The sequence below is a fragment of the Nocardioides sp. P4_G10 genome (assembly GCF_056401175.1).
Genome location: NZ_JBFUJV010000001.1, coordinates 401,912 through 427,136, shown reverse-complemented (window position 1 = coordinate 427,136; position 25,225 = coordinate 401,912). Strand labels below are relative to the sequence as shown.

Genomic DNA, 25,225 nt, shown 5'->3' with positions numbered 1-25,225 from the left:
GTCTGGTTTGATCGCCCTGTGCGCCTGCTCCTCAACCTCATCTGGCTGGTCCTCGGCGGGTTCTGGCTGTTCCTCGGCTACGTGCTGGCCGGTGTGCTGCTGTGCATCCCGATCATCACGATCCCGTGGGCGATCGCCGCCTTCCGGATCGCGGGCTTCGCGCTCTGGCCGTTCGGCCGGACCATCGTCGCCAAGCCGTCGGCGGGCGTCGGGTCGTTCATCGGCAACGTGATCTGGTTCGTGCTGGCCGGCTGGTGGCTGGTCATCGCGCACGTCCTGTCCGCCGTGGCGCTCGCGGTCACGATCATCGGCATCCCGCTGGCGCTCGCCGACCTCAAGCTGATCCCGATCTCGCTGGCGCCGCTCGGCAAGGACATCGTCCCCACCGGCAGCGGCGAGTTCGACCGCCAGCGCTAGCGGACCCGCGGGATCCTCGCGGCGCCCGGACGACCGCGCACGTGCGGCGGAAGCGGCCCCCGGATGACCGGAACGAGGGCCACGACCGCCGCACGTGCGGCGCTCAGAAGTCCTCGTCGAACCCGACGTGGCCGGTCACGCCGACCTGGTAGGCCGAGACCTTGCGCTCGAAGAAGTTGGAGAGCTCCTGCACGTCCTGCAGCTCCATGAACGCCAGCGGGTTCTTGGAGCCGTAGATGACCGGCAGGCCGAGGCGCTCCATCCGGCGGTCGGCGACGTACTCCAGGTAGGAGCGCATGTCGGCCGTCGGGAGCCCGGCGACCCCGCCGCCGAGGAGGTCCTCGGCGAACAGCGCCTCCGCGTCGACTCCGTCGACCAGCATCTGACGGACCTGCGCCGCCATCTCGTCGTCGAAGAGCTCGGGCTCCTCCTCGCGCACCGTGTCGACCACGTCGAAGGCGAAGGCCATGTGCATCGACTCGTCGCGGAAGACCCAGTTGGTGCCGGACGCGAGGCCGTTGAGGAAGCCGCGCGAGCGCAGGAAGTAGACGTAGGCGAACGCGCCGTAGAAGAACAGGCCCTCGATCACCGCGGCGAAGCAGATCAGGTTGAGCAGGAACTTCCGACGGTGCTCCCGTGTCTCGAGCGCGTCGAGGTCGAAGACGGAGTCGATCCACCGGAAGCAGAAGTCGGCCTTGGCCTTGATCGAGGGGATGTTGTCCACCGCCGCGAACGCCTCGTGGCGCTCGGTCTCGTCGGGCACGTAGGTGTCGAGCAGCGTCAGGTAGAACTGCACGTGCACCGCCTCCTCGAAGAGCTGGCGTGACAGGTACAGCCGGCCCTCGGGCGAGTTGATGTGCTGGTAGAGGTTGAGCACCAGGTTGTTGGCGACGATCGTGTCGCCGGTCGCGAAGAACGCCACGAGTCGCGACACCAGGTGCCGCTCGGCGTCGCTGAGCCGCTGCAGGTCCTTGAGGTCGGAGTGGAGGTCGACCTCCTCGACGGTCCAGGTGTTCTTGATCGCGTCGCGGTAGCGGTCGTAGAAGTGCGGGTAGCGCATCGGCCGCAGGGTGAGGTTCATCCCCGGGTCGAGCAGCATCCGGGTGGCGGAGTGGTCGGTGGCGACGGTGTCGGTGGTGGTGTCGGCGGTGGTCACTGGCAGGCCTCGCAGCTCTCGGGGTTCTCGAGCGAGCAGGCGAGCGCCTCGTCGTCCGAGATGGTCAGGGGAGTGGTCTCGACGGCGTCCGGTGCGGTGACCGACACCGTCGTCTGCTGGATCCGCGTCGCCGGGCGCGAGCGCAGGTAGTAGGTCGTCTTCAGGCCGGACTTCCACGCGTGGAGGTACATCGACGAGAGCTTCCCGATCGAGGGTCCGGCGATGAAGAGGTTGAGCGACTGGCTCTGGTCGATGTACGGCGAGCGCGCGGCCGCCATGTCGATCAGCGCCCGCTGGGGCAGCTCCCAGGCCGTGCGGTAGAGCTCGCGGACGTCGTCGGGCAGCTGGGCGAGGCCCTGCACGGACCCCTCCGCCCGCTTGATCGACTCGCGCACCTCGGCAGTCCAGAGACCGCGCGACTTCAGCTCGCGGGTGAGGGCGGCGTTGACCTGGAGGAACTCGCCCGACAGGGTCTCGCGCTTGAACAGGTTGGACACCTGCGGCTCGATGCACTCGTAGCAGCCGGCGATCGAGGCGATCGTGGCCGTGGGCGCGATGGCGACGAGCAGGGAGTTGCGCAGCCCGTGCTCGGCGACCGCCTCCCGCAGCGCGGCCCACCGCTCGGCCTGCACAGGCGAGGCGTCCCAGTGGTCGGGCTGGAGCACGCCTGCGGCCGCGCGCGTCTCGTCGTACGCCGGGTGGGGGCCGTGGCGCCGGGCGAGGTCGACCGACACCTCGAGGGCGGTCAGGTAGATCTCCTCCTGCACCCGGGTCGAGAGCTCGAGCGCCTCGGGGGAGTCGAAGGGCAGCCGGAGGGCGAAGAAGGCGTCCTGCAGCCCCATCAGGCCGAGCCCGACCGGGCGCCACCGCGGGTTGGACGCGGCCGACTCGTCGCTGGGGTAGTAGTTGATGTCGATCACCCGGTCCAGCAGCGGGACGGCCGTGCGGACGGTCTCGCGGAGCTTGTCCCAGTCGATACCCCCGTCCGCGAGGTGCTGGGCGAGGTTGATCGAGCCGAGGTTGCAGACCGCGGTCTCGCCGTCGGAGGAGACCTCGATGATCTCGGTGCACAGGTTGGACAGGTGGACGACGGGCCCGCCCGGGGTGTCGCGGGTCTGGTTGCAGGTCCGGTTGCTGGCGTCCTTGAAGGTCATCCAGCCGTTGCCGGTCTGGGCGAGGGTGCGCATCATCTTGGCGTAGAGGTCGCGGGCCTTCACCTGCCGCACGACCCGGCCCTCGCCCTCGGCGCGGCGGTAGGCCTCGTCGAACGCCGCGCCCCACAGGTCGGGCAGCTCGGGTGCCTGGTCGGGGTCGATCAGCGACCAGTCGGCGTCGGCCTCGACGCGCCGCATGAACTCGTCGGGGACCCAGTTGGCGAGGTTGAGGTTGTGGGTGCGCCGGGCGTCCTCACCGGTGTTGTCGCGCAGCTCGAGGAACTCCTCGACATCGGGGTGCCACGGCTCGAGGTAGACGCAGGCCGCGCCCTTGCGCCGACCGCCCTGGTTGACGGCCGAGACCGACGAGTCGAGGGTGCGCAGGAACGGCACGATGCCGTTGGACTGTCCGTTGGTGCCGCGGATGAGCGCGCCGCGGGAGCGGACGCGGGAGAAGCCGATCCCGATGCCGCCGGCGAACTTCGACAGCTTCGCCACCTGGGCGTAGCGCGCGTAGATCGAGTCGAGGTCGTCGCGCGGGCTGTCCACGAGGTAGCACGACGACATCTGGGTGTGCCGGGTCCCGGAGTTGAACAGCGTCGGCGACGACGGCAGGTAGGCCAGCGACGACATCAGCCGGTAGAACCGGATGGCCTCGCCGGGGGACTCCGCCAGCCCCGAGGCGACGCGCAGCAGGAAGTACTGCGGGGTCTCGACCACCAGCCGGCTCGACGGGTGGCGCAGCAGGTAGCGGTCGTAGACCGTGCGGAGCCCGAAGTACTCGAAGCGCCGGTCACCGTCGACGTCGATCGCAACGTCGAGCTTCCGGGCGTTGTCCTTGACGAAGCGGGCGGTGTCGTCGCCGATGAGACCCTCGGCGTGGCCGAGCGCCACGGACTGGCTGAACGACATCACGCCCTGGTTGCGCACCTCCTTGTCGACGTACGACGACAGCAGGCGGGCCGCCAGCCGGGAGTACTGCGGCTCCTCGCCGATCATCTCGGCGGCCGTCTGGATCGACAGCCGGTCGAGCTCGGCGGTGGTGGCGCCGTCGTAGAGCCCGCTGATCGTGCGGGTCGCGACGCGCATGGGGTCGACATCGGCCAGGTCGGCGCTGACCCGGTCGACGGCCCGGACGATCTTGTTGACGTCGACGGGCTCGTTGTCGCCGTTGCGCTTGCGCACCTGCATGGACGTGCGTCCCGGTGCGGTGGTGACCGTCATTTCTCTCCTCGCGAGGTCGGTCCTGGGGAGGTCCGGGGTCGCGGGGAGGAGTGAGGGAGCACGAGGTCGCGCAGGCGCAGCGTCGTACGAGCCCACCGGCCTTCCCACGAGGCCTCGGACCACCGCGCCCGGTCGGGCACGGTGCGCTGGCAGGTCTTCGGACTCGCGGGCGCGCCTCCCGGACTGGTCCGGTCGACCCCTACTGGCCGTCGCTTCCCAGGTCTGGCGACCCAGTGCTGTGTGACGGCTGTCGTTCCCACTCACCGCTGCGGGGCAGTCCCGGACTCACACCGGGTTCCCTCTTGCCTCGACACGCCTGGCTGACGCGCCGAACCAGCTGCGTGGAACACCATATGTAGGGCTCGCGGAGAAGTGTGGGACCACATCTAGTGGCGGCGTGTCGGGCCTCAGCGCGCGACGTGCTCCCGTGCGATGGCCGCGCCGAGGCGCGCGTTGTGCTCGACGAGCGCGATGTTGGCCGTGAGCGAGGCGCCGTCGCTGATCTCGACGATGCGGCCCAGCAGGTAGGGCGTGGCGTCCTTGCCGGTGATGCCGAGGGAGTCCATGTCGGCGAGCGCGCGGTCGATGATCGCGCCGATCTCCCCGGCCGGGATCTCGGACTCGGCCGGGATCGGGTTCGCGACGACGACGCCGCCGGCGAGCCCGAGGTCCCACTTGGCCCGCATCAGCGCGGCGACCTCGGCGGGGGAGTCGACGCGCATCGGTGCACCGAAGCCCGACGAGCGGGAGAAGAACGACGGGAACTCGTCCGTGCCGTAGCCCAGGACCGGCACCCCCAACGTCTCGAGCTTCTCGAGCGTCAGGCCGATGTCGAGGATGCTCTTCACGCCCGCGCAGACCACCGCCACCGACGTCGTCGAGAGCTCGGTGAGGTCGGCGGAGACGTCGTACGACGTCTCGGCACCGCGGTGCACGCCGCCGAGCCCGCCGGTCACGAAGACGCTGATCCCGGCGAGGGCCGCCAGCCGCATCGTCGAGGCGACGGTCGTCGCGCCGTGCAGGCCGCGCGAGACGACGTAGGGCAGGTCGCGCAGCGAGACCTTGATGACCGACTCGTCGGAGGCGAGCAGCTCGAGGTCGTCGGCGGACAGGCCGATCGTCGGCCGGCCGTGGAGCACGGCGATCGTGGCCGGCACGGCGTCGCCGTCGCGGACGATGCCTTCCACGGTGCGCGCCATCTCGACGTTCTGCGGGTAGGGCATGCCGTGGCTGATGATGGTGCTCTCCAGCGCGACGACCGGCAGGCCGGACGCGAGCGCGTCGCGGACCTCGTCGGTGACGGTCAGCAATTCAGGATCCCTTCTCGGACGGGTGCTGCTCGGTGTCGTGGGCGATGACGTCGGCCAGGTCGGGCCGGACGGTGTGGGGGCTCTCGACGGTCGCGGCGGCGGCGCGGTGACCGAGGCGCGCGGCCGCGACGGGGTCGGCGCCCCTCAGCCAGGCCGCGACCCAGGCGGCGAGCATCGCGTCACCCGCGCCGGTCACGTCCACGACGGTGGCCGCGACGGCGGGCAGGCGGACCGGCTCCTCGCCGCGGCTGCACATCCACGATCCGTCCGCACCGTGCCGCAGCCAGACGTGCTCGACGCCCCGCTCGTGCAGGTCGGCGACGGCAGCGCGCCAGTCGGCAGGGTCGCGACCGGTGAGGGCCGCGATCTCGTCGCTGTTGGGCGTGACGAGGAACAGGTCGTGCACCAGGTCGGCCAGCCGCCCGGCCTTGGCGACGGAGACCGGCTCGAAGGCGAGCGGGACACCGGCGTCCGTGGCCGCGGCGACGACCCGGGCCGCCTGGGCGTGCGCGAGGTTGCCGTCGAGCACGACGAGCGCCGCGTCGGTGAGGTGGACCGTCTCGAGCTGCAGATCGTCGACGATCGCCATGTCCGACACCGCGGCCACGAGCTCACCGCGGTCGTCGAGCACGGCGGTGTAGGTGCCGGTCGCCCCGGGGGCACGGCGTACGGCGGTGACGTCGGCACCGCACGCGGCGGTCACCCGCAGCGCCTCGTCGCCGAAGGCGTCGTCACCGACGGCGGACACCAGGCGCACGGGTGCGCCGAGCAGGCCCAGGCACGCCGCGACGTTGCGGCCGACGCCGCCGGGGGAGATCCGGGTGTGGCCGGGGTTGCTGGTCGCCGCGACGAGGGGCGAGGAGGTGCGGGCGACGACGTCCATGTTGGTCCCGCCGACGACCACGACCCACTGCTTCACGCGCAGATCCTGACAGACGCCACGCCCATGGGTGCGGCTCGCACGGGAACACTCACAGGAACGTCACAGGTCGCTCCCACGCAGGCCCCAGCGTGGACCGGCAGGTTCGTCCCCATGACCCACCTGCACACCCCGGCAGCGATCCCGCTCGCGCCGCCGACGCCGGACCCGGCGATCGGCGTCCGGGCCCGGCGCGACGACGTCGTCCGACTCGCAGCAGGGACCACCCTGTGGCTCTCGCTGCTCCTCGTCGTCTGGTGGTGGCTCACCGGTGGTGGCATCACCGACCTGGGCGGCTGGGCGACCGGCCTGACGTCCCTGGGGCGGGTCACGGGCCTCGTCGCCGCCGTGCTGCTGCTCGCCCAGGTCCTGCTGATGGCGCGCGTCCCAGTGCTGGAGCGGGCCTTCGGCCAGGACCGGCTCGTGGGGATCCACCGCCTGGTCGGCCTCACCTCGTTCGACCTGATGGTGGCGCACGTCGTCCTCATCACCTGGGGCTACGCCGCCGGCTCGGTCACCGCCGCGCCCGCCACCCTGTGGGACCTGGTCGTGAACTACCCCGGCATGCTGCTCGCCGCCGCGGCCACGCTGTGCCTGGTGATGGTCGTGGCGACCAGCATCCGTGCCGCCCGCCGCCGGCTCCGCTACGAGTCGTGGCACCTCATGCACCTCTACGCCTACCTCGGCGTCGGGCTCGCGATCCCGCACCAGCTCTGGACCGGTGCCGACTTCACCTCCTCCCCGGGCCGCCGGGTCTTCTGGTGGACCGCGTGGGCGGCGTGCGCCGGGAGCGTGCTGGTGTGGCGCGTCGCGCTGCCGGTGTGGCGCAACCTGCGCCACGACCTGAGGGTCGCCGCCGTCGTGCCCGAGGGCCCCGGCACGGTCTCGGTGCACGTCACGGGACGTGACCTGCACCGGCTGCCGGTCGAGGCCGGACAGTTCCTCACCTGGCGCTTCCTCGGACGTCCGGGACGGACGCGCGCCAACCCGTACTCCCTCTCAGCGGCCCCCGACGGCCGGTCGCTGCGGATCACCGTGCAGGACGTCGGTGACGGCAGCGGCGCCGCTCCCGGCCTCGACGTCGGCTCGCGGGTCTGGGTCGAGGGGCCCTACGGGCGCCTCAGCCCCCGCGTGCGCCGCAACCGCAAGGTGCTGCTGATCGGTGCGGGCGTGGGGATCACCCCGCTGCGCTCGCTCGCGGAGGGACTGGCGTACGCACCCGGCGACGCGGTGCTCCTCCACCGCTGGTCCGACGAGCCGATCTTCGCCGACGAGCTCATCGCCCTGGCCCGGCACCGAGGCCTCGTCGCCTGGGGCATCCCCGGTCCGCGGCGGGCACCCGACTCCTGGCTGGGGAGCGGGATCGATGCCCCCACCGACCTCGCCGCCCTCACCTCATGGGTCCCCGACGTGGCCGAGCGCGACGTCTACGTCTGCGGCCCGGGTCCCTGGGCCGACCTCGTCGTCCGCGACCTCCGCGCGGCCGGCGTGCCCGACCAGCACCTCCACGTCGAGAGCTTCGGGTGGTGACACCGTGAGACGCATCGTCCTGTGGGTCCTGAGCACCCTCTCCGCCCTGGTCGCCCTCCTCGGCTACCACACGTCCACCTCGTCGGTGATGGCCACCGGGACCCCCGACAACGCGATCTCCGGCTCGTTGCAGGGTCAGGCGACCACGAGGTCCGCCACGGGCTCCGCGTCGGGCTCCGCGTCGGGCTCCGGGTCCGGCTCCGCGACGTCGGGGTCGGGGTCGTCGGGCTCCGGGTCGTCGGGCTCCGCGGGGCAGTCCTCGACCGCGGCGTCCACCGTCACGGGCGACAGTGTCGGCACGCCCTACGGCCCGGTGCAGGTCCGGGTCGCCGTCGACGGGTCGACGATCACCGACGTCACCGTGCTGCAGTACCCCGACCAGGACGGCCACAGCGTGCAGATCAACCAGTACGCCCTGCCGCAGCTCATCAACGAGACCCTCGACGCCCAGGGCAGCGGCATCTCCATGGTCAGCGGCGCCACCTACACCAGCCAGGGCTACCTGCAGTCGCTGCAGAGCGCCCTCGACCAGGCGGGGCTGTGACCACGGTGGGGGCCGGGGTCGCCCGCCGCGTCGAGCACGTGATGGGCATGCCGATCAGCCTCGCGCTGCGGGGCACGCACACCCGCGACGACCGCGCCGAGACGGCGTGGCAGGAGGCGCTGGCCGAGCTGCGGTGGGTGGACGCGGTGTTCAGCACCTGGCGTGCCGACAGCCAGGTCTCCCGGCTGGGCCGGGGCGAGCTCACGCTCGAGCAGTGCGACCCGGCGCTCGCCGAGGTGATGCGCCTGGGCGAGGACGCGCGGGCGTCCTCCGACGGGGCGTTCGACGTGTGGCTGACGGACACGGACGGCGTACGACGTCTCGACCCCAGCGGGGTCGTCAAGGGATGGGCGGTCGATCGTGCGGTCCTACCGCTGCTGGCGCTGCCCGGCACCGACGTGTGCCTGTCGGCGGGCGGCGACATGGTCTGCCACGTCGCGGACCCCGACGGCGAGCCGTGGGTGGTCGGCGTCGAGGACCCCCACGACCCGACGCGACTGGTGGCGCGCGTCCCGCTGGTGCGTGGCGCCGTCGCGACCTCCGGGTCGGCGCACCGCGGTGGGCACGTGGTCGACGCGCGCACGGGCGTGCCCTCGACCGCGCTCGCCTCGGTCACGGTCGTCGGCGCCTCGCTCACGAGCGTCGACGTCGACGCGACCACCGCCCTCGCCCTCGGCGTCGACGGCCCGGGCTGGCTGCGCTCGCGCCTCCGCACCGGCGTGGTGGTGTGGGCGGACGGCCGCGTCGAGACGGTGGCCTGAGCGGCGGGCTACCCGTGCGTCAGATCTCGTCGTCGACGTACGTCGGTCGCGCCACGCGCACGCCCGCGATGGTCAGCGGCACCGAGGTGAGGGCGAGCAGCACGAGGATGAGCGTCCAGCCACCGGTGGCCTCGTGGACCAGGCCGACGAGGAAGGGCCCGATGGCGGCGAGGGCGTACCCGACGGGCTGCACGAAGCCGGAGAGCTGGGCGGTCACCGACGGGTGGCGGGTGCGGGCGGCGATGAGCGCGATGGCCGTCGGGAACGCGAGCCCGGAGTAGCCGAGCATCAACGCCCAGGCCCAGGGGGCGGTGGCCGGCGCGACGATGAGGCCGGTGTAGCCGAGGGCGAGCATCACCCCGAACGACACCGCCATCGCGCGCAGGCCGCGGCCGCGCTGGATGATCGTGGGCAGGACCAGGGCGCCGGCGATGCCGACGCTCGAGAGCAGCGCCTGGAGTGCTCCGGCGTGCGACGCGGAGATCCCGGCGTCGCGGTAGACCTGCGGGAGCCAGCCGAACTGGACGTAGGCGTGCATCGACTGGACGCCGAAGAGCACCGTCAACGCCACGGCAGTGGGTGAGTGGACGATCCGCCCGCTGGGGGCGGCGTCGCCGCTGACCTGGTGCTCGGCGGGGGAGCGCCGCTCGTGGAGCGTCAGCCATCCCCACAGCGGGAGGGCGACCACCGCGAGGAGGCCCCACATGCCGAGGCCGGCCCGCCACGACCCGGCTGCCTCGCTGACCGGCGCGGTCAGCACCGAGCTGAAGGTGGCGCCCACGACGAGGCCGGTGCCGTAGACCGTCATCAGCGCGACGGCGTGCCCGTGTGCCTTGATCCAGGCCGGCACGAGGACGTTGCCGACGGCCATCCCGGCCAGGCCGACGACGGTGAGGAGCAGGAAGAGCGGGACGTTGCCCGTCGTGACGCGCAGGAGGAGGCCGAAGGCTGCCGCGGCGAGACCGATCGTGATGCCGGCGGTCATCCCGACCTTGCGGGCGAAGGCCACCGACACGGCACCGACGAGGCCGAAGACCAGACCGGGCAGGCCGGTCATGGCTCCGGCGAGCGCCGCACTCATGCCCAGGCCCGTGCGCAGCTCCTCGAGCACGGGTCCGACCGACGACGCACCGGGACGCAGGTTGACCGAGACCAGGACCACGGCGGCGAACAGGATGCCGAAGGCGAGGCCGGGGGTGCGTACGGCGCCGCGCGGGCGGGCGTCAGCGTCGGTCACGTGCACCGACCCTTGCGCCGACCCTGGGCAGCACCAGGAACGCGCCCAGGACCAGTGTCGCCACCACGACGAACGCGGTCGCGGTGCCCTGCCCGCTGGCCTGCCGCAGCACCATGCCGCCGACGAGCGCGCCCAGCCACACGACGAGGCCGGAGGTGATCGCGCCGGGCGGTCGCCTCGCTGCGGCCAGGGCCGCCCAGGCGAGCAGCGTGCCGGCGAGGAACGGCCACGCGGTCGTCCACCAGCCGGCGACGGTGAGCGACTCGTCGTGGCTGGCCCGCCCGATCGCCGCGAAGACGGCGACGAGCAGGAGGTCGACCGCGAGCCACATGCCGGCCAGCCTAGGCAGCACTACCCTCGGGTCATGGCGGCCCCCACCACTGAGCTCAGGTCGGCCGTCCACTGGGGCGTCGCGCACGGCCTGCCGACGCTGTACCTGCGTCGGGCGGCCGCTCAGGGCGACCTCCAGGCGAGGCTCATCCGGCTCGGGGCGACCGGCACGGACGGCGTCTTCGGCCTGGTCGAGGAGATCCGGTCGCAGGGCCCGCTCTACCGCTCGCGCATCGGCTACGTCACCACCAGCCATGCCGCCGTCCGCCACGTCCTCACCAGCGACGACTTCCGCACCGGGCTGCCGACCGCCCAGGGCGCGCTGGGCCGGATCTCGCGGTGGGCAGCCCCGACCACGCTCCACCCCGTCGAGCCGCCCTCGCTGCTGGTGACCGAGCCGCCCGACCACACCCGCTACCGCAAGCTCGTCACGCGCGTGTTCACCATGCGTGCGGTGGAGCGGCTTCGCGAACGGACCGAGGAGATCGCCTCCGACCTCCTCGACTCCCACGAGAAGCGGGCCTCCGGTCCTGTCGACCTCGTCGACACCTACTGCTCGGTCCTGCCCGTCACCGTCATCGCCGAGATCCTCGGGGTGCCGGAGGAGGAGCGAGCGCAGGTCCTCGCCTTCGGCGCGGCGGCCGCGCCGAGCCTCGACCTGGGGCTCGGCTTCCGGCGCTACCGGTCCACCGCCCGGGCGCTCGCGCAGTTCGACGCCTGGCTCGGCCGACACCTCGAGACGCTCCGCCGCACCCCCGGTGACGACCTGCTCAGCCAGTTGGTCGCCGCCCGCGAGGACGGTCGCGGGCTGGACGAGACCGAGCTGAAGGCCACGGCCGGGCTGGTCCTGGCCGCGGGCTTCGAGACCACGGTCAACCTGCTCGGCAACGGCATCGCGCTGCTCCACGACCATCCCGACGAGCGGGCCCGCGTCACCGCCGACCCGTCGATGTGGCCCAACGTCGTCGAGGAGGCGCTGCGCCTCGACCCGCCGGTGCTGCTGACCGGCCGGATGGCGGTCCGCGACGCCGAGGTCGGCGGCGTGGAGGTGCGCGGGGGATCGATGGTCACCGCGATCCTCGGCGGCGCCAACCGCGACCCCGAGGTCTTCGCCGACCCGCTGCGCTTCGACGTCGCCCGGGCCAACGCCCGTGACCACATCTCGTTCTCCGCCGGCCGCCACCACTGCCTCGGCGCCCAGCTGGCCCGGATGGAGGGCGAGGTGGGCCTGCGCGCGATCTGGGACCGGTTCCCCGACCTGCGGCTCGAGCCCGGTGCCCGCCGCCGGGAGACCCGCATCCTGCGCGGCTTCGAGACGCTCCCGGCCACGCTCCGACCCTGAGCCACCCTTCCCCAATCCGGGGCTTGCTGGCTGCGGGCGGCGGGAGCACACTCGAAGCGCGGGGGCGCTGCAGGGACGGTGCCATGGAGACAGGCCCGACGACGGGAGACGGCAGCGGTGCGGACGCGCGCCGCAGGCTGGCCGACGTCCAGGAGCAGGCGGCTGCGACCCGCGAGATCCTGGAGGCGATGGGACGCGCGGGCGCCGAGCCGGGGGAGATCCTCGACACGATCATCGAGCGAGCCGCCAGGATGTGCCGTGCGGACGCCGCTCAGCTCTACCTCGTCGAGGACCAGACGTTCCGGTTGTCTCGGGTCGCCGGCCATGTCCCGGTGGAGTTCCGGCGCCACCAGGAGGAGCACCCCATGCCCGCGGGCCGCGACAGCCTGCTCGGACGTGTGGCCCAGGACCGGACCACCCAGCAGATCGCGGACGTCCTGGCCGACCCCGGTTACGGGCGGCACGACCTGCAGCACCTCGCTGGCTACCGAGCCCTGCTGTCGGCGCCGATGCTCCTCAACGGCGACGTCATCGGGATCCTGTCGGTGTGGCGCACCGAGGCCCGCCCCTTCGACGAGGGCGAGGTCGACCTCATCAGCACGTTCGCGTCCCAGGCGGCGATCGTCCTGCGCCAGGTCGAGCTCGTCGCGGCGTTGGGCGCCCGCAGCGAGGAGCTCGCCGGCAAGGTCACCCAGCTCGAGGTGCTGCGCGAGATCGGCGACGCGGTCAGCTCGAGCCTGGACCTCGAGGAGGTCCTCGCCGAGATCGTGAGCGGCGCCGTACGGCTCACCGGCGCCGACGGCGGCTCGATCATGGAGTACGACCCGGCCGAGGACAGCTTCCGGGTGCGGGCCACGGCCGGCGGCACCGAAGCGCTCACCGCTCGGCTGCGTGACCTCCGCATCGCGCGTTCCACCTCGCCGGTCGGACGCTCGGCGTCGGAGCGCACCACGCTCGAGATCACCGATCTGGGCACGGTGCCGCGCGACGAGCACCTCGACGTGCTGCTCGACGACGGCTGGCGCTCACTGCTCGCCGTGCCGTTGGTCCGTCGCGACCGGCTGGTCGGTGCCCTCGTGATCAGGAAGCAGTCGAGCGGCGGCTTCGACGCCGAGACGCCCGAGCTGCTCCGGACGTTCGCCAACCAGTCGGGGCTGGCCATCGTCAATGCACGCCTCTTCGGCGAGCTCGACACCAAGCGGGCCGAGCTGGAGGTCGCCAGTCGGCACAAGTCCGAGTTCCTCGCGAGCATGTCGCACGAGCTCCGGACGCCGCTCAACGCGGTCATCGGCTTCTCCGAGGTCCTCCTCGACCGGTTGTTCGGCGACCTGAACGAGCGCCAGGAGGAATACCTCCGTGACATCTGGGCGTCGGGCAAGCACCTGCTCGAGCTCCTCAACGAGATCCTCGACCTCTCCAAGGTCGAGGCCGGGCGCATGGTCCTCGAGCCGAGCCTGGTGTCGGTGCAGGCCTGCCTCGCCTACGTCCTCTCCTTGGTCCGGGAGCGGGCCGCGGCGCACGCGATCGAGCTGGGCCTCGAGGTGGCCGACGACGTGGGGATCGTGTGGGGGGACGAGCTGCGGCTCAAGCAGGTGGTGCTCAACCTGGTGTCGAACGCCGTGAAGTTCACCCCGGACGGAGGGCGGGTCGACGTACGAGCTGGTCGAGACGAAGGCGACGTCGTGGTCCGGGTGACCGACACCGGTGTCGGTGTCCCGACCGAGGACCGCGAGCGCATCTTCGAGTCGTTCCAGCAGGGTCACCGCGGCACGCCGCAGGAGGAGGGGACCGGCCTCGGCCTGACCCTCTCCCGTCGCATCGTGGCTCTCTTCGGAGGAACCCTGTGGCTCGAGCCGCAGGCCGACGCCGGGGGCAGCACCTTCGCGCTCCGTGTGCCGCTGCCGCGCGTGGAGTCGCCGCGCCAGGACGAGACGGCCGGGGGGCGCACCGTCCTCCTCGTCGACGACGACCGGGCCTCCCTCGACCTGATGACGGCCTACCTCTCGGCGACCCCCGTGCAGATCCTCCGCGCGCACGACGGTCTGGAGGCTCTCGCGCTCGCCCGTACTGCGGGTCCCGTGGCCATCGTGCTGGACATCCGCCTTCCCCGCCTGGACGGTTGGGAGGTGCTGACCCGCCTCAAGGCCGACCCGGCCACCCGGTCGATCCCCGTGGTGGTGGTGTCGATCGTCGACGAGCGGCAGCGTGGTCTCCGGCTCGGCGCAGCGGCATACCTCCTCAAGCCGGTGCGCCGCGACGACCTGCTCGAGGCGCTGGGAGTGCGAGGCGTCGACACCGGCCTCGACTCGGTGGGCGGTGGTGCGCCGTGAGCCCCAGGGTCCTGGTCATCGAGGACAACGCGCTCAACCTCAAGCTGGTGCGCGACGTCTTGCAGCACGCCGGCTACGACGTGGTGGAGGCGGCCACGGGTGAGCTGGGGGTCGCTTCGGCCGCGAGCGAGCCACCCGACCTCGTGCTGCTCGACCTGCAGCTCCCGGGCATCGACGGTCACGAGACCCTGCGCCGGTTGCGTGCCGGCGTCCTCCCCGACCGGGTGCCCGTCGTCGCGGTGACCGCCCTGGCGATGGCTGAGGACCGGGACCGGGCGCAGCACGCCGGTTTCGACGGCTACCTCGAGAAACCGATCAGTCCGCGCTCACTGCCCGCGCAGGTGGAGCGCTTCCTCGCCGGCGGTGGGTCGTGACGGGCGAGACGGTGCTCGCGGTCGACGACCAGCCGGCGAACCTGCGACTCCTCGACGCCGTGCTCTCGCCACGCGACTACGAGGTGCTGACCGCCACGAGCGGGCAGGAGGCCCTCGACCTGCTCGAGTCGACGCAGGTCGACGTGGTCCTGCTCGACGTGCAGATGCCCGGCATGGACGGCTGCGAGGTCTGCCGCCGAATCCGGCAGGACCCACGCACCGAGTTCCTCCCGGTCGTGATGATCACCGCCGGTGGTGGTGCGCAGCGCCTGGAGGGGCTCGAGGCCGGCGCGGACGACTTCCTCACCAAGCCGTTCGACCAGGCCGAGCTGCTCGCCCGGGTCCGGTCGCTCGCGCGGCTCAAGGGCTACCACGACACCGTGCGCAGCCAGGCCGCCGAGATCGCCGCTTGGAACCGTGAGCTCGAGGCGCGCGTGGCCGTCCAGGTGGAGGAGATCGAGCGCATGGGCCGGCTGCGTCGGTTCCTCTCACCCCAGTTGGCGGACGTCGTCGTCGACGACGAGAGCCTGCTGGCGAGCCACCGCCGCGAGATCGTCGTCGTCTTCTGCGACATGCGCGGCTTCACGTCCTTCGCGGAAGCCGCCGAGCCCGAGGAGGTCATGCACGTGCTCGGCGAGTACCACCTGGCGCTGGGCGCGCGGATCGAGGAGCACGGCGGGACGCTCGAGCGGTTCACCGGCGACGGGGTGATGGTGTTCTTCAACGACCCCGTCCCCGTGGCCGACCCGGCGGGAGCGGCGATCGGCATGTCGATCGCGGTGCGCGACGACGTACGACGACTCGCGTCCGGGTGGGTGCGTCGAGGTCACGACCTCGGGCTGGGGATCGGGGTCGCCCAGGGCTTCGCCACGCTGGGGAGGATCGGCTACCCCGGTCGCTCCGACTACGCCGCCATCGGCAGCGTCACCAACCTCGCGGCCCGCCTGTGCGCCGAGGCCGGCTGGTGGCAGGTGCTCGTGACCGACCGGGTGCTGGCGCAGGTCGAGGACCGGGTGGCCGCAGAGCTGGTGGGAGACGTGCAGCCCAAGGGCTTCAGTCGGCCGGTGCGTGTGCACGACGTCGTGGCAGAGACGATCGGGAGGTAGGCGGATGGACGGATCGACGACGTTGGGGGACCTCGACGAGGAGCAGCGCTACGCCATCTTCGACCGCCTCCAGCAGCACCTGCCGCACGTGTGGGACGCCATGCGGCGCGACCGGCCCGAGGAGTCCGCGGTCGTCGTGCCGTCGATCAGTCTCGAGCGCACGACCGCGTCGAGCGGCACCTTGATGCAGGCAATGGAGGAGCGTGCACTCTTCCAGCTGCTGCTCCTGCGGCAGCCGATGCTGACCCTCGTCTACGTCACCTCCTCGCCGATCGCCGACGAGATCATCGAGTACTACCTCGGCCTCCTGCCCGGCGTCGTCCCGAGCCAGGCGCGCCGGCGACTCCGGCTGGTCTCTGTCGGCGATGCCTCGCCGCGGCCGCTGAGCGAGAAGGTGCTGGCCCGACCCCGGGTCCTGCGGCAGATCCGCGAGCTCATCCCCGACCAGTCCGTGAGCCACCTGATCCCCTACACGACGACCGAGCTCGAGCGGGACGTCGCGATCAGTCTCGGCATCCCCATGTACGGGGCGGACCCGCGCCTCGCACCGCTCGGCAGCAAGTCGGGGTGCCGCCGGCTGTTCGAGGAGGTGGGCGTCCGGGCTCCGGCGGGGGCCGAGGGCCTCCGGACGGTGGACGACCTCGTGGCTTCGGTCACGAAGATGCGCGCCCCCGGCCCGTCGCCGGGCGAGGTGATCGTGAAGATCAACGAGGGGGTGTCCGGCTCGGGCAACGCGCTCGTCGACCTCGGGGGACTTCCCGCCCCCGGTGACCCCGGCGAGGCGTCCGCCGTGCGCTCCCGCCTGCTCGAGCTCCAGCCCGAGGCGGTCGGCCTCGAGGTGGATGCCTTCCTCGAGGCCTTCGAGCGCCTCGGTGGTGTGGTGGAGGAGCGGATCACCGGCACCGCGCTGACCAGCCCGAGCGTCCAGATGCGAGTCCTGCCCGACCGCACCGTCGAGCTGCTCTCGACCCACGACCAGCTGCTCGGCGGAGCGAGTGGGCAGAAGTACCTCGGCTGCGTCTTCCCCGCCGACCCGTCGTACTCACGCCTGATCTCCGAGCCGGCGATGGCCGTCGGGAGGGAGCTCGCCGACCGCGGCGTCCTGGGCCGGTTCGCCGTCGACTTCGTCGCGGTCCGGGACGCCGAGGACGACTGGACGGCGTACGCGATCGAGCTCAATCTCCGCAAGGGCGGGACCACCCACCCCTTCCTCACCCTGCAGTACCTCGTCGGTGGGGCGTACGACGGCGACGCGGGGCTCTACCGTGCGGCATCGGGAGCGTCCAAGTACCTCGTGGCGACCGACCACCTCGAGGACGACCGGCTCACCGCGCTCACCACGCGCGACGTGTTCGACGTCATGGCACGCAAGCGGCTGCACTTCGACCACTCGCACGAGACCGGCGTCGTGTTCCACATGCTCAGCTGCGTCACCGAGTGCGGGCGTCTCGGCATGACCGCGATAGGGAACGACCCCGAACAGGCCTGGGGTGTCTACCAGGAGGCGACCACCGCGCTCCTGGAGGAGGGGGCCCTGGCGCGCACACCGGGGACGCTGCCCACGTGACGGGCGGCGGGCCCTTCGTCTGGTACGCCGCCTACGGGACGAACCTGTCGCCTGCCCGGCTGGGCTGCTACCTCTCCGGCGGACGCCCGCCGGGAGCCGAGCGCTGGTACGACGGGTGCCGCGACCCCTCTCCGCCCCGCGACGTCCGACCCGTCGAGCTGCGTGGCCGCCTGTCCTTCGCCGGTGAGTCGAGCGTGTGGGGAGGTGGCATGGCGTTCTTCACCGCCGAGTCCGGCGGACATGCCGGCGGAGCGGTCCACGCGCGCGCCTACCTGCTGCGCCTCGAGCAGCTCGGCGACCTCGTCGCGCAGGAGGCGCGGCAGCCGGTGGGCACGGACCTCGTGCTGGAGCCCGACGGGCGCCCGACCCGTCACGGGCTCTCCCGGACGTACGACGTCCTGCTCGACGTCGGTGAGCTCGACGGGCACCGCATGCTCACCCTCACCGGCACCACCGTCCCGCCCACCAACGCGCCGGCGGCGCCCTACATCCGCACGATGCTCGAGGGCCTGGCTGACGGGTTCGGGCTCGATCCCGACGAGCGGGTCGCCTATGTCGCGGCAGCCGACGGAGTCGCACCGCGATGGACCGCGCAGACGCTCCGTCGAATGTTGCCCGCGTGAGCCGCCCCCGGGATAGGTTCCCCCGGTGCCGAACCGAGGAGCAGCGCGCCTGCTCGTGCTGCTGCTCGCCGCGACCGTGCTGTCGATCGCCGGTCCCGCGTCTGCCGACGAGTGGGTGCCGCGCCCGGTGCTCAACGTCGACTTCCCCGATCCCGCGGTCGTGGCGGCCCCCGGCGGCCTGGTCGCCTACGCCACCGGCGACCTGGTCCCGCACGCCTGGTCGCGGCAGCCCGACGGGCCGTGGCGGCGCGGGCCGGGCCTGCTGACGCACAAGCCGTCGTGGTCGCGTGAGGGCGGCGTGTGGGCGGTCGACGTGGCGCGGGTGCGCAACCAGTGGCTCCTCTACTACGCCACCCCGGTGAAGGGGATGGGCGAGCACGGACGCTGCATCGGCGTCGCGCGTTCGCGCGCCGCGCGCGGGCCGTTCCGACCGGTCGGCAGTGCTCCGCTCGTGTGCCCGTCGTACGCCGGCACGCCCACCGCGCAGGACCCGCTGCTGCCCCGCGACCCGACGCTCCCGCGCGCCGGGGTGATCGACCCGTCCTACTTCCGCGACGCCGACGGGTCGTCGTACCTCCTCTACAAGACCGACCGGATCCCCGCCACCGTCCGCGTGGTGGCCCTGACCCGCGACGGTCAGTCCGTGCAGATCGGTGCGACCAGCGTGGAGCTGCTCCGCTCCGAGGGGGTCCTGGAGAACCCTGTGCTGACCCTGCGGCCCGAGGGCTACGTGCTGCTGGCCTCCGAGGGTGACTGGACGCGCTGCGGCTACCGCACGACGTGGCGCCGCTCGACCGCGCTGCTCGACTGGACGGCGGCCGTCGGCGGGGTCTTCCTCGACACGACGACCACCGGCCTGTGCGGCCCGGGTGGTGCCGACCTGGTGGAGCGCAAGGACGGCGAGCTGACGGCGTTCCTGCACGGCTGGACCTGCCGCGACACCGTGCTCCCGTGCGCCGGCACCGGCAAGTGGGACCACAAGCCCGGCCAGCGGGGCCGGCGGGCGCTGTACGCCGCCGAGCTGGGCTGGCTCGACGGTGTGCCGCAGGTCACCCGCTGGCTCCGCGCCCGCTGACCGGAGCCCGTTCTAGGCTCGGAGGATGGCCTCCGAGTGGGACACCCACACCTCCCTGACCGCGACCGGCGACGGCCTCTTCGGCGCCGAGCTCGACCCCGGCTGGGTGGTCGGCGGTGGCGTCAACGGCGGTTACCTCCTCGGCGTCATCGGCCGGGCGATCGCCGAGGCCGTGCCGTCCAAGCCGCACCCACTGGCGGTCAGCGCCTACTACCTCTCCGCCTCGCGGCCCGGGGCCGCACAGGTCTCCACACGCGTGCTGCGCGAGGGCGGCTCCGTCGCGACCGTGGCCGCCGAGCTCGGCCAGGAGGGCGCCACCCGGATCACCGCCCTGGCGACGTACGGCGACCTGCGGGCGATGCCCTCCGACGTGGGCACCACCGCCGAGGAGCCCAGCCTGCCGCCGATCGACGAGTGCGTCCCGGCGTCGCTCGCCCCCGATGACGTCCGCCGGATGGCGCCCCTGCTGGACCGCTTCGACATGCGCTTCGACCCGGCCACCGTGGGGTGGGCGATGGGCGCCCCGAGCGGCAACGGCCACATCCAGGCATGGTTCCGGATGGCCGACGGCCACGACGTCGACCCCCTCGGTCTGCTCATGGTCTGCGACGCCCTGCCGCCGGTCACCTTCGACCTCGGCCGACCCGGCTGGGCGCCGACCCTCGAGCTCACCGTCCACGTCCGCGCCGTCCCCGCGCCGGGGTGGTTGAAGGTCTCGCACCGCACCCGCAACGTCGCCGGCGGGATGTTCGAGGAGGACTGCGAGGTCTGGGACTCCGCCGGACGCCTCGTCGCCCAGAGTCGTCAGCTGGCGATGCAGCCGCGCGCCTGACTCAGTCGAACCAGCGCCGGTCCATCGACACGATCCACCGTCGGCGGGGGTGCTCGGTGACCGACCAGATCCGGTCGGTCGAGGGCCAGTAGGTCAGGTCCTCCGGCCCCATCGGGAGCGCCCAGCGCCGCTCGCGCATCGAGCCGGGACGACCGGCGAAGATGCTGCCCGGCATCCACGGCCCGTGGGACACCGTGACGTGGTAGCGACCTCCGGCCAGGACGGCGCCCTGCATCTGCCGCACCCCGCCCTCGTCGATCGCGAGCGGCCTCGAGAAGCCGTCGTCGCCCGTGGCGAGCTGCCACGTCGCCGGGTCGAGCTCGTAGCGGGCGAGCCGGGTCGTCGCGTCGGGGTCGAGGGCGTACTCGCCCGCGAGCAGCGCCGGCGGCTCCGAGCGGCGGTCGAGCGACATGAAGGAGTAGCGCAGCTTCTCGTGACCCTCGTCGGCGAAGGCCTGGTAGGTGAAGCGGACCGGCAGGACGTAGCGGTGACCGTAGGAGTAGAGCGAGGTCCCCTCGATGCCGAACCGCTCGGGATGGTCGTCGTCCCCGGCCACCCGCATGATGTCGTCGACCCGCGCCGTGACGAAGCCGCGGCTCGTGGCCGCGATGTGGAGGTAGGGGCCGGCCCACACGATGCCCCCGGCGTGGATGCTCATCGGCCGGAGGGTGAGGTGGCCGGCCTTGTCGAAGACGGGCGAGACCAGGAGCACGTGGCGGTACTTCCCGGAGTCGAGGTCGACGAAGGTCACGCGGGAGCCGCGCTTCACGCCGTCCTTGCCCGTGGAGTACCAGGTCGTCACCACGACCCGACGACCATCGATGTCCTCGGTGTCGGAGGAGTCCGCGCTCGTCGAGATGCCCTGGGGGTACCACTGCTCGTCGCGCTCGTCGTAGTCGTCCCAGCGGTACGCCTCGCGCACCGCCCGGCCGAGCAGCCGGGGCACGACCCGCGCCCGCCGCACGTCGTACTTGAGGTCGTCGAGCAGCCCGTCGAGGCCGGTGGGCTCTCCGAGCACCGCGGCGAGGGCCGCGATCTCGCGGACGTTCTCGTCGGTGCGTCGCAGCTGGACGCCCTGGACGTTCGGCGGCTCCGAGGCGGTGGTCATCCTCCGACACTAGCCAGCGGTCGCGGTGGAGAATGACCCCCGTGAGGGCGATCTTCTTCGACGAGGACGATGCACGGGCCGTCGTGGCCCGGCTCCGCGCCGACGGCTTCGAGGCCGACGTGGCGCGCGAGCGACTGGCGGGGGAGGACGACGACGAGGACCACCCGTGGGCGGTGCTGAGCGACGCCCCGGCGTTCATGCTCGAGGTCCTCGTCGACACCCACGACGGCTGGCTCGACGAGGAGGATGGCCCGGACGAGGCCGGCGGCGCCGGGCTGCCGGCGCCCCCACCGCTGATCCTCCCGACCGCGCCCCGGAGGATCAAGCGGCCCGATCTAGGCTCTGACTCATGACCGACCACCGCATGCTGCTCGTCCACGCCCACCCCGACGACGAGTGCATCAACAACGGCGCCACCATGGCGCGCTACGTCGACGAGGGTGTCGGCGTCACCCTCGTGACCTGCACCGCCGGCGAGATGGGCGAGGTGCTGGTGCCCGAGCTCTCCTACCTCGCCTACGAGGAGAAGGGCGGGCTCGGGGAGCACCGCCGCGGCGAGCTGGACGAGGCGATGAAGGTCATCGGGGTCACCGACCACCGCTTCCTCGGCGGCTTCGGCCGCTTCCACGACTCGGGCATGGCGTGGCACGAGGAGGGGCACGCGATCCCCGCCCAGGAGATCCCCGACAACGCCTTCTGGAACGCCGACCTCACCGAGGCGGCCGACGAGCTGGTGAAGGTGATCCGCGAGGTGCGGCCGCAGGTGCTCGTCACCTACGACCAGTTCGGCGGCTACGGCCACCCCGACCACATCCAGGCCCACCGCGTCGCGATGTACGCCGCCCAGCTGGCGGCCGTCCCGTCCTACCGGCTCGAGCTCGGCGAGCCGCACGACATCGCCAAGATCTACTGGACCGCGATGAGCGAGTCGCGGATGCGCGGGAGCCTCCGCGAGCTCCGCGAGTCGGGCGACACCGAGACCTTCAAGGGCATGGAGCCCGACGGCAAGCTGCCGCCGTTCGTCACGCCCGACGAGCTGATCAGCGCGCGCGTCGACGGGCGGGAGACGGTCCAGCGGAAGATGGATGCCCTCGCCAAGCACGCGACCCAGGTCGAGCAGGACGGCCACTTCTTCTCCGGGGCCGAGAGCGGCCACTCGTGGTGGGCGGAGGAGTACTACCGCCTGGCGCGGGGCACCGCCGGCGCGGCCGGCGCGGACGGGTTCGAGGAGGACCTGTTCGCGGGACTGTGAGGACGGCCTACGGGCTGGCGGCCCTCGTGGTCGGGCTCGTGTCCGGTGCCGCGGGCACGCTCGTCCACCAACGCTGGTGGGGCCTCGCCCTGGCCCTCGCCGCCGCGCTCGCCACCCTCGCCTGGCTGCCGCCGGGAGGAGTGCGGCTGGCGTTCGCGGTGGGCTGGTGCGTGCCGGTCCTGCGCGGCGCGCTGGAGCGTCCGGGCGGCGGCTTCCTGATCAGCGGGGACGCCGCCGGGTGGTCGTTCCTGGCCGGCTCCGCAGTGCTCCTGGTGGCTGCCGTGGCGACCGCCGGCGCGGGACGTCGTACGCCCGGGGAGAGTMGTCCGGGGCGCGCCGACGATCCGGGAGTTCGTGGTCTGCCCTCCTAGACTCGCCGCGTGCCGAAGAACCAGACCAGTGCGCAGCCCCGCGAGAAGGCGGGCGCCAAAGTCGTGCTGTGGCTGCTCCTCGGGCTCGTGGTGCTCTTCGGCGGGACCTACGTCGCCGCGCACTACGTCGCCGGCGACAAGGTCCCGCGCAACACGACCGTCGCCGGCGTCCGCATCGGCGGGCACCCCCAGGACGAGGCCGCCGAGCGGCTGCAGGCCGGGCTAGCCGACCGGGTCGCGCGCGACATCGCGACGACCGTCGACGGCGAGCCGGTGGCCGTCGACCCCGCCCGGGCCGGGCTCTCGGTCGACTACCAGTCCTCGGTCGCCGAGGCCGGGGGCGAGGAGAGCTGGGACCCGGTCCGGCTCTGGAACTACTTCACCGGCGGGGAGGCCTTCGACGCCGAGGTCGAGGTCGACGAGCCCACCTACAACGCGTTCCTCACCGGTGCCGACGAGCAGTACGGCGCCACGGCCCGTGACGGGGCCGTCGCCTTCGACGGCGAGCAGATCAAGACCACCGACGCCCGCACGGGCAAGGCGCTCGACCCCAGCGACACCCTGACCGCGCTGCAGGGGGCGTTCCTCGACGAGGACCCCGACGTCGTCGCCCTCGAGATGGCCGAGGTGCAGCCCGACATCGACGGCTCCGACGTCCAGGAGGCTCTCGACGGCTTCGCGTCCCCGGCGGTCGCAGCGCCCGTGACGCTGACGTTCGAGGGTTCGAACGTCAAGGTGTTCCCGGCTGACTACACGGCCGCCCTCACCCTGGTCCCGACGAACGGCGAGCTGGTGCCGACCCTCGACCCGGCGAAGCTCAACGAGGTCGTCGGCGCCCGCATCACGCAGGGCGCGCCGGTCGACGCCACCGTCACGCTGGTCGGCGGCCGACCGCAGGTCGTCCCGGCCAAGCCGGGCGTCACCTTCGACCCCGCCGAGCTCGAGGCAGGCTTCCTCGGCGCCGTCGCCAAGCCGCAGGGCGAGCGGACCCTGGCCCTCACCGCCACGGTGGCCAAGCCCGACTTCACCACCAAGGAGGCCCGCGCACTGCGGGTCCGCGAGCGGGTCTCGACCTTCACGACCTACTTCCCCTACGCGGAGTACCGCAACGTCAACATCGGTCGTGCCGCGGCGCTCATCGGCGGCACGCTGCTGAAGCCCGGCGAGACCTTCTCCCTCAACGACACCGTGGGCGAGCGCACCGAGGCCAACGGCTTCACCAAGGGCTACGTCATCAACGACGGCATCCTCGTGCAGGACCTCGGCGGCGGCGTCTCGCAGATGGCCACCACCCTGTTCAACGGCATGTTCTTCGCCGGGCTCGAGGACGTCGAGCACAAGCCGCACTCGTTCTACATCGACCGCTACCCGATCGGGCGCGAGGCGACCGTCGCGTGGGGCGCCGTCGACCTGCAGTTCCGCAACGACACCCCCTACGGCGTGCTGATCGACACCTCGTTCACGAACTCGACGCCGTCGTCCTCCGGTGCGGTGACGGTCACCATGTACTCCACGAAGTACTGGGACATCACCACCACCACGGGCGAGCGCCACAACCTCACGCCGCACAAGACCCGGCGCATCGACTCGCTGACCTGCCACGAGAACGAGGGTTTCGGCGGCTTCGACATCGACGTGGTGCGCTACTTCCAGCCCGTCGGTGAGAACACGGAGACGCGTGACGACGAGGTCTTCAGCACGACCTACACCCCCAGCGACACGGTGATCTGCACCAACCCCGACGCGGTCGACGAGTAGACGCAGGGCGCCGGCGGCCCCTCGCCGCGAGTGGAGTGCTCAGCCGGTCGTGGTCGCCGCGTCGCCCGGCACGCGACTGTCCCGGACGGCGGCCCGGGCGGTCAGCCCGAGCACGGCCACGGCCGCGACGGCCGCGACGACACCCACGAGGGTGGAGGCCGGCTCGTCGGTGAGCCGGCCGACGGCGATCCAGGCCAGGCCCCAGGACGCAGCCGCGGCGACGCTCCACCGCGGCCCGGTGCGAGCCACGACGACCCCCGCGACCACCACGACGACGGCGATGACGAGGGCTGCGACCAGCTCGCCCACCAGGGTCGAGGTCTCGACACCCTCCGCCACGAGGGTGGCGGTGATGTTGGCGCACGTCGCCACCGCGACCCAGCCCAGGTAGAGGCCGAAGGTGCCGTCGACCACGACGCGTTGCACGAGGGAGGGCGCGGGGCCGAGGTCGGCCAGGCGCTGGACGAGCACACCGAGGACGGCGACGAGGGCCAGGATCACCACGACGCTCGCCCACAGCCAACCCTGCTGGGTGACCAGCAGCCAGCCGGCGTTCAGCACCATGGAGGCGGCAGCGAGCCACCCGGTGCTGCGGGCGCGCGGGTCGGTGCTCGACGAGGGCAGCCACTGCCAGAGCGTGTAGGCGGCCAGGCCGGCGTACACCACCGACCAGATCGAGAAGGCCGGACCGAGCGGGGCGAGCAGGGTGGCGTCGGCGGAGAGCGCGCCGCCCGAGCTCTCCGCGACACGGGTGCCGATCACGCCGACGCCGACGAGCGTGCCGACGATGCAGAACACCTCGGCGATCGTGACGCCGACCTGGCGGCCGCGGTCGGCTCCGGTCGGTGCGGGTGCGGTGGTGCGCTGCGCGGTGGTCACCGAGCCATCCAACAGGACGTCGGGTG

Annotated in this window: 24 protein-coding genes and 1 riboswitch; of the genes, 16 read left to right on the top strand and 8 right to left on the bottom strand. The window is 72.5% G+C overall.

Translation table 11 applies throughout. From position 1 onward, the window contains the following. Positions 1-18 precede the first annotated feature (18 nt). The gene (locus AC1DP1_RS02070; RefSeq protein WP_477505426.1) at positions 19-417 is read left to right on the top strand and encodes a YccF domain-containing protein; all 399 of its coding nucleotides are present in this window, start codon (positions 19-21) and stop codon (positions 415-417) included. 103 nt (positions 418-520) lie between these two features. Here AC1DP1_RS02070 and AC1DP1_RS02065 read toward each other — a convergent pair whose 3' ends face one another. The 4 genes from AC1DP1_RS02065 to AC1DP1_RS02050 form a co-directional block, all read right to left on the bottom strand. Further along, entirely contained in the window at positions 521-1,573 is a 1,053-nt protein-coding gene (locus AC1DP1_RS02065; RefSeq protein WP_477505425.1) for a ribonucleotide-diphosphate reductase subunit beta, read from the bottom strand. Beyond that, positions 1,570-3,951 (bottom strand): ribonucleoside-diphosphate reductase subunit alpha, encoded by a 2,382-nt coding sequence (locus tag AC1DP1_RS02060; RefSeq protein WP_477505424.1) that lies wholly within the window; start codon positions 3,949-3,951, stop codon positions 1,570-1,572. The genes AC1DP1_RS02065 and AC1DP1_RS02060 overlap by 4 nt, the downstream gene beginning before the upstream one ends. 131 nt (positions 3,952-4,082) lie before the next feature. Beyond that, positions 4,083-4,304: riboswitch (cobalamin riboswitch) on the bottom strand. A gap of 54 nt (positions 4,305-4,358) precedes the next feature. Then, complete coding sequence (locus AC1DP1_RS02055; RefSeq protein WP_477505423.1) at positions 4,359-5,261, bottom strand: pseudouridine-5'-phosphate glycosidase; 903 nt, start codon at positions 5,259-5,261, stop codon at positions 4,359-4,361. Position 5,262: 1 nt separating this feature from the next. After that, positions 5,263-6,180, bottom strand: coding sequence for a carbohydrate kinase family protein (locus AC1DP1_RS02050; protein ID WP_477505422.1), 918 nt, complete (start codon positions 6,178-6,180; stop codon positions 5,263-5,265). 114 nt (positions 6,181-6,294) lie between these two features. On the opposite strand from AC1DP1_RS02050, the gene AC1DP1_RS02045 reads away from it, so the two are divergent. The 3 genes from AC1DP1_RS02045 to AC1DP1_RS02035 are packed head-to-tail and all read left to right on the top strand — an operon-like array spanning position 6,295 to position 9,015. After that, the gene (locus tag AC1DP1_RS02045) at positions 6,295-7,710 is read left to right on the top strand and encodes a ferredoxin reductase family protein (RefSeq protein ID WP_477505421.1); all 1,416 of its coding nucleotides are present in this window, start codon (positions 6,295-6,297) and stop codon (positions 7,708-7,710) included. A gap of 4 nt (positions 7,711-7,714) precedes the next feature. Beyond that, entirely contained in the window at positions 7,715-8,254 is a 540-nt protein-coding gene (locus tag AC1DP1_RS02040; protein WP_477505420.1) for an FMN-binding protein, read from the top strand. After that, positions 8,251-9,015 (top strand): FAD:protein FMN transferase, encoded by a 765-nt coding sequence (locus AC1DP1_RS02035; RefSeq protein ID WP_477505419.1) that lies wholly within the window; start codon positions 8,251-8,253, stop codon positions 9,013-9,015. The genes AC1DP1_RS02040 and AC1DP1_RS02035 overlap by 4 nt, the downstream gene beginning before the upstream one ends. A 19-nt stretch (positions 9,016-9,034) precedes the next feature. On the opposite strand, the gene AC1DP1_RS02030 is transcribed toward AC1DP1_RS02035, so the two are convergent. Together AC1DP1_RS02030 and AC1DP1_RS02025 are read right to left on the bottom strand one after the other, a co-directional pair. After that, complete coding sequence (locus tag AC1DP1_RS02030) at positions 9,035-10,252, bottom strand: MFS transporter (RefSeq protein ID WP_477505418.1); 1,218 nt, start codon at positions 10,250-10,252, stop codon at positions 9,035-9,037. Continuing rightward, on the bottom strand, positions 10,239-10,583 hold the full coding sequence (locus AC1DP1_RS02025; RefSeq protein ID WP_477505417.1) for a DUF3054 domain-containing protein: 345 nt from the start codon (positions 10,581-10,583) through the stop codon (positions 10,239-10,241). Before AC1DP1_RS02025 ends, AC1DP1_RS02030 begins: the two co-directional genes overlap by 14 nt. 33 nt (positions 10,584-10,616) lie before the next feature. Between AC1DP1_RS02025 and AC1DP1_RS02020 the strand changes: the two genes are divergently transcribed. The 8 genes from AC1DP1_RS02020 (at position 10,617) to AC1DP1_RS01985 (ending at position 19,831) form a co-directional block, all read left to right on the top strand. After that, positions 10,617-11,924, top strand: a complete 1,308-nt coding sequence (locus tag AC1DP1_RS02020; protein ID WP_477505416.1) for a cytochrome P450 — start codon at positions 10,617-10,619, stop codon at positions 11,922-11,924. Positions 11,925-12,007: 83 nt separating this feature from the next. Beyond that, positions 12,008-14,254 (top strand): hybrid sensor histidine kinase/response regulator, encoded by a 2,247-nt coding sequence (locus tag AC1DP1_RS02015; RefSeq protein ID WP_477505415.1) that lies wholly within the window; start codon positions 12,008-12,010, stop codon positions 14,252-14,254. Next, entirely contained in the window at positions 14,251-14,628 is a 378-nt protein-coding gene (locus AC1DP1_RS02010; RefSeq protein ID WP_477505414.1) for a response regulator, read from the top strand. Before AC1DP1_RS02015 ends, AC1DP1_RS02010 begins: the two co-directional genes overlap by 4 nt. Beyond that, positions 14,625-15,734 carry a response regulator gene (locus AC1DP1_RS02005; protein WP_477505413.1) on the top strand — a complete coding sequence of 370 codons (1,110 nt, stop codon included), beginning with the start codon at positions 14,625-14,627 and terminating at the stop codon, positions 15,732-15,734. The genes AC1DP1_RS02010 and AC1DP1_RS02005 overlap by 4 nt, the downstream gene beginning before the upstream one ends. 4 nt (positions 15,735-15,738) lie before the next feature. Beyond that, complete coding sequence (locus tag AC1DP1_RS02000; protein WP_477505412.1) at positions 15,739-17,301, top strand: peptide ligase PGM1-related protein; 1,563 nt, start codon at positions 15,739-15,741, stop codon at positions 17,299-17,301. Beyond that, positions 17,298-17,924 carry a histone deacetylase gene (locus AC1DP1_RS01995; protein ID WP_477505411.1) on the top strand — a complete coding sequence of 209 codons (627 nt, stop codon included), beginning with the start codon at positions 17,298-17,300 and terminating at the stop codon, positions 17,922-17,924. Before AC1DP1_RS02000 ends, AC1DP1_RS01995 begins: the two co-directional genes overlap by 4 nt. Before the next feature lie 25 nt (positions 17,925-17,949). Continuing rightward, positions 17,950-18,999: a family 43 glycosylhydrolase gene (locus AC1DP1_RS01990; RefSeq protein WP_477505410.1), complete on the top strand. Its 1,050-nt coding sequence runs from the start codon at positions 17,950-17,952 to the stop codon at positions 18,997-18,999. A gap of 25 nt (positions 19,000-19,024) precedes the next feature. Then, a complete protein-coding gene (locus AC1DP1_RS01985; RefSeq protein WP_477505409.1) occupies positions 19,025-19,831 on the top strand; it encodes a thioesterase family protein in 807 nt (268 codons plus the stop codon). Position 19,832: 1 nt separating this feature from the next. Here the strand turns inward: AC1DP1_RS01985 and AC1DP1_RS01980 are convergent, their stop codons facing one another. Further along, positions 19,833-20,939: a hypothetical protein gene (locus AC1DP1_RS01980; protein ID WP_477505408.1), complete on the bottom strand. Its 1,107-nt coding sequence runs from the start codon at positions 20,937-20,939 to the stop codon at positions 19,833-19,835. Between the two features lie 41 nt (positions 20,940-20,980). Between AC1DP1_RS01980 and AC1DP1_RS01975 the strand changes: the two genes are divergently transcribed. The 4 genes from AC1DP1_RS01975 to AC1DP1_RS01960 are packed head-to-tail and all read left to right on the top strand — an operon-like array spanning position 20,981 to position 24,320. After that, on the top strand, positions 20,981-21,292 hold the full coding sequence (locus AC1DP1_RS01975) for a hypothetical protein (protein ID WP_477505407.1): 312 nt from the start codon (positions 20,981-20,983) through the stop codon (positions 21,290-21,292). Next, complete coding sequence (gene mshB / locus AC1DP1_RS01970; RefSeq protein ID WP_477505406.1) at positions 21,289-22,191, top strand: N-acetyl-1-D-myo-inositol-2-amino-2-deoxy-alpha-D-glucopyranoside deacetylase; 903 nt, start codon at positions 21,289-21,291, stop codon at positions 22,189-22,191. The genes AC1DP1_RS01975 and mshB overlap by 4 nt, the downstream gene beginning before the upstream one ends. Then, positions 22,188-22,562, top strand: a complete 375-nt coding sequence (locus AC1DP1_RS01965) for a hypothetical protein (protein ID WP_477505405.1) — start codon at positions 22,188-22,190, stop codon at positions 22,560-22,562. Before mshB ends, AC1DP1_RS01965 begins: the two co-directional genes overlap by 4 nt. A 9-nt stretch (positions 22,563-22,571) precedes the next feature. Next, positions 22,572-24,320, top strand: a complete 1,749-nt coding sequence (locus AC1DP1_RS01960; protein ID WP_477505404.1) for a VanW family protein — start codon at positions 22,572-22,574, stop codon at positions 24,318-24,320. Positions 24,321-24,359: 39 nt separating this feature from the next. Here AC1DP1_RS01960 and AC1DP1_RS01955 read toward each other — a convergent pair whose 3' ends face one another. After that, positions 24,360-25,199, bottom strand: coding sequence for a hypothetical protein (locus AC1DP1_RS01955; protein ID WP_477505403.1), 840 nt, complete (start codon positions 25,197-25,199; stop codon positions 24,360-24,362). Positions 25,200-25,225: the final 26 nt, after the last annotated feature.

Bases quoted from the DNA above. Each gene is read 5' to 3' on its own strand.
- AC1DP1_RS02060 (WP_477505424.1), bottom strand. From the start codon at position 3,951: ATGACGGTCACCACCGCACCGGGACGCACGTCCATGCAGGTGCGCAAG.
- AC1DP1_RS02045 (WP_477505421.1), top strand. From the start codon at position 6,295: ATGACCCACCTGCACACCCCGGCAGCGATCCCGCTCGCGCCGCCGACG.
- AC1DP1_RS02025 (WP_477505417.1), bottom strand. From the start codon at position 10,583: ATGTGGCTCGCGGTCGACCTCCTGCTCGTCGCCGTCTTCGCGGCGATC.
- AC1DP1_RS02020 (WP_477505416.1), top strand. From the start codon at position 10,617: ATGGCGGCCCCCACCACTGAGCTCAGGTCGGCCGTCCACTGGGGCGTC.
- AC1DP1_RS02015 (WP_477505415.1), top strand. From the start codon at position 12,008: ATGGAGACAGGCCCGACGACGGGAGACGGCAGCGGTGCGGACGCGCGC.
- AC1DP1_RS02000 (WP_477505412.1), top strand. From the start codon at position 15,739: ATGGACGGATCGACGACGTTGGGGGACCTCGACGAGGAGCAGCGCTAC.
- AC1DP1_RS01985 (WP_477505409.1), top strand. From the start codon at position 19,025: ATGGCCTCCGAGTGGGACACCCACACCTCCCTGACCGCGACCGGCGAC.
- AC1DP1_RS01980 (WP_477505408.1), bottom strand. From the start codon at position 20,939: ATGACCACCGCCTCGGAGCCGCCGAACGTCCAGGGCGTCCAGCTGCGA.
- mshB (WP_477505406.1), top strand. From the start codon at position 21,289: ATGACCGACCACCGCATGCTGCTCGTCCACGCCCACCCCGACGACGAG.